Source organism: Streptomyces sp. NPDC019443 (assembly GCF_044389785.1).
In the GTDB taxonomy this organism is placed as follows: Bacteria; Actinomycetota; Actinomycetes; order Streptomycetales; family Streptomycetaceae; genus Streptomyces.
Genome location: NZ_JBIRYJ010000049.1, coordinates 1 through 4,078, shown reverse-complemented (window position 1 = coordinate 4,078; position 4,078 = coordinate 1). Strand labels below are relative to the sequence as shown.

The window sequence follows — 4,078 nt, the reverse complement described above, 5'->3', positions numbered from 1 at the left end:
CATCGAACGACCGGGCAAACGCGGGGAACACCCCGTACAACTCCCGCCCCATCCCCAACCGCTGCGAACCCTGACCCGCAAACAAAAACGCCGTATGACCGCCGGCTTCCACGGAGCCCAGGACCACACTCGCCTCGGACTCCCCAACAGCGAGAGCCCGTAGCCCCCGCAAGAGTCCTTCTCGCTCCGAGGCGAGCACGACTGCCCGGTGCTCCAACGCCGACCGCGTCGTCGCCAACGACAAGGCCAGGTCGCCCAGCGCCAGTTCGGGGTCGGCCTCCACGAACGACAGCAACCGCTCCGCCTGCCCCCGAAGACCATCAGGGCTCACCGCCGAAACCACCACCGGCACCACCGTCAGCTCGCGCCCCTCACCCTCGCCGGACCCACCGTCCTCGTCCGCAAGAGCTGCCTCCACCGGCAGGGCCTGCTCCAGGATCACGTGCGCGTTCGTCCCGCTGATCCCGAACGACGACACACCCGCCCTGCGCGGCCGATCCACCTCCGGCCACCCCGTGTTCTCCGTCAGCAACCGGATGTCGCCCACTGACCAGTCCACATGCGAGGACGGCTCATCCACGTGGAGGGTGCGCGGCAGCATGCCATGCTCTATCGCCATGATCATCTTGATTACGCCGCCCACACCCGCGGCCGCCTGCGTGTGACCGACGTTCGACTTCAACGACCCCAGCCACAACGGCCGATTCTCAGGCCGGCCCTGCCCGTACGTGGCCAGCAACGCTTGCGCCTCGATCGGATCCCCGAGCGGCGTGCCGGTCCCATGGCCCTCCACCGCGTCCACATCCGCCGCCGACAGGCCCGCACCAGCCAGCGCCTGCCGGATCACCCGCTGCTGCGACGGACCGTTCGGCGCCGTCAGACCATTCGACGCACCGTCCTGATTCACCGCACTGCCACGCACCACCGCCCACACCCGATGCCCGTTGCGCCGGGCGTCCGACAAACGCTCCACCAGCAGCACACCCACACCCTCGGACCACGCCGTACCATCCGCGGCATCCGCGAACGCCTTGCACCGACCGTCCACAGCCAACCCGCGCTGCCGACTGAATTCCACAAAGGTGTCGGGCGTCGACATCACGGTCACACCACCGGCCAGCGCCAGATCGCACTCACCCGACCGCAACGACTGCACAGCCAGATGCAACGCCACCAACGATGACGAGCACGCGGTGTCCACCGTCACCGCCGGCCCCTCAAGACCGAAGGTGTAGGAGATCCGGCCCGACGCGACACTGCCCGTATTCCCAGTCAGCACGTACCCGTCGGCACCGTCCGAAGCCTCCCGCAGACACGACCCGTAGTCCTGGCCCATCGCTCCCGCGAAGACACCGGTCCGACTGCCCCGCAGCGACTCCAGACCGATCCCGACCCGCTCGAAGACCTCCCAGGAGGTCTCCAGCAACAGCCGCTGCTGCGGATCCATCGCCAGCGCCTCCCGCGGCGAAATCCCGAACAACCCCGCATCGAACGACGCCGCGTCGTAGAGGAACCCGCCCTCCCGCACATACGAAGTACCGAGCTTTTCGGGATCCGGGTCGAACAGCTCCTCCAGATCCCACCCACGGTCGGCCGGGAACCCGCCGATTCCCTCACCGCCGTCAACGACCAACTGCCACAGATCCTCAGGAGACTCCACCCCGCCCGGGAACCGGCATGCCATCCCCACGATCACCACCGGATCCTCGTCCCCCGCCACCAACGCAGGCAGGGCAGAATCGGAGAGCTCTTTCTCGCCCCCGACCAACTCGCCCCCCACCAACTCGCCCAGCACATACCGAGCCAGCGCCGCCGGAGTCGGATAGTCGAACACCAAGGTCGCCGAGAACCGCAGCCCCGTCACCGCGTTCACCCTGTTGCGCAACTCCACCGACGTCAGCGAGTCAAATCCCAGGACCTTGAACGACTGATCCGCGTCGACCTCCGCCGAGGAGGCATATCCCAGCGCCGCGGCGGTCCCAGCACGGATCAACTCCAGCACCAGGCTCTCCCGCTCGTCCGGTGCCAGTGCCGCCAACCGCCGTACGAGGTCGCCTTCCTTGGCGCTCGGAGCGTGAGCCTCGACGCTGCGGCGGACCGAGCCACGGACCAGGTTGCGCAGCAGCGACGGCACTTCCCTGCCTGACCTGCGCAGCGTGGCGGTGTCCAGGTTCACCGGCAATACGGCGGGCTTGCACAGTGCCGGGCGGCCGCTGTCCAGAATGCCGTCCAGGAGTCCCAGTCCTTGTTCGGCGGAGAGCGGGAGCATGCCCGACCTGGCCATACGCCGCAGGTCCGCCTCACTCAACTCACTGGTCATCCCCGCACCCGGCGCCCACGGACCCCACGCCAACGACGCCGCCGGCAGACCCCCCGCACGCCGGGACTCCGCCAGAGCATCCAAGAACGCATTCGCCGCCCCGTAGTTGGCCTGACCCGCACTGCCGAACGTCCCCGCCACCGACGAGAACACCACAAACGCCGCCAGATCCAGCCCACCCGTCAACTCATGCAAATACACGGCCGCATCCGCCTTCGGACGCAGCACCGCATCAAACCGCTCCGGCGTCAGCGACAAAACAACACCGTCATCCAGCACACCCGCCGTATGCACCACCGCAGTCAACGGATGCGCAACCGGAACCGCCGCCAACAGCCCCCTCACAGCCTCCCGATCACCGACATCAACCGCCGCAACCTCCACCTGAGCACCCAGAACGGCCAGCTCCGCCACCAACTCACCCGCCCCCGGCGCATCCACCCCACGCCGACTCGCCAGCACCAGATGCCGCACCCCGTGCTCAACCACCAGACGCCGAGCCACCAGAGCACCCAGACCACCCGTACCGCCGGTGATCAGTACCGTGCCCTGCGGGTCGAGAGCGACCGGCATCGTGAGGACGACCTTGCCCACATGCCTGGCCTGACTCAGGAATCGGAACGCATCCGGTGCCCGCCCCACGTCCCAGACCGTAACCGGCAACGGCTCCAGCACACCCCGCTCGAACAGATCGAGGAGCACGCTCAGCATCTCCTTGATCCGGTCGGGCCCCGCCTCGATCAGGTCGAACGCCTGGTAGCGCACGCCCGCGTGATCAGCGGCCACCTGCCCGGGCTCACGGATGTCGGTCTTGCCCATCTCCAGGAACCGGCCGCCCCGCGGCAGCAATCGCAGTGACGCGTCAACGAACTCCCGCGCCAGGGAGTCCAGGACCACGTCCATGCCCCGGCCACCGGTCGATTCCAGGAACGACCGCTCGAAGCCCAGATCACGCGAGGACGCGATATGCGCCTCATCCAGACCCGACCCGCGCAATGTTCCCCACTTGCCGGGACTCGCCGTACCGAACACCTCAGCACCCAGATGCCGCGCCAACTGCACCGCAGCCATACCAACCCCACCCGCGGCAGCATGAATCAGCACCGACTCACCCGCCTGCAACCCGCCCAGATCCACCAACGCGTAATACGCCGTCAGGAACACCACCGGCGCGGCCGCCGCCTGCGCGAACGACCACCCCTCCGGAACCCGCACCACCAACCGTGCATCCGCCACGACCACCGGACCGAACGCCCCCGACAGCATCCCCATCACGCGATCACCGACGGCCAACCCCGAGACCCCGGGGCCGACCTCGGTGACCACGCCCGCACCTTCCAGACCCAGCAGACCCGCCTCGCCCGGATACATACCGAGGACGTTCAGCACATCGCGGAAATTCACCCCGGCAGCCCGCACCGCGATCCGAACCTGACCTTCGAGCAACTCACTCGCAACCTCTGGGCAAGCTGTCAGGCACAAGCCCTCCAACGTGCCCTTCTCCGCAATGTCCAACCGCCACCCGCCCTCGGCAGCTGCCGGAATCGCCATGGGTCCATCGCTCGTCACACGAGCAACCCGCGGAGCGCGTACGGTGCCGCCACGCAGCGCGAACTCGGGCTCGTCCGAGGCCAGCGCACCCCCGAGCCCAGACCAGGACTCGGCCGTGCCATCCACATCCACCAGCACGAACCGGCCAGGATTCTCCGCCCTCGCCGCCCTCACCAGACCCCACACCGCCGCCAACACCGGATCCGG

The 4,078-nt window shown here is 68.2% G+C and carries 1 protein-coding gene; it reads right to left on the bottom strand.

The features are described 5' to 3' along the window. Nucleotides 1-4,078 (bottom strand): SDR family NAD(P)-dependent oxidoreductase (locus tag ACH492_RS39970; RefSeq protein WP_398994350.1); only part of this gene is annotated, 4,078 nt, incomplete at both ends.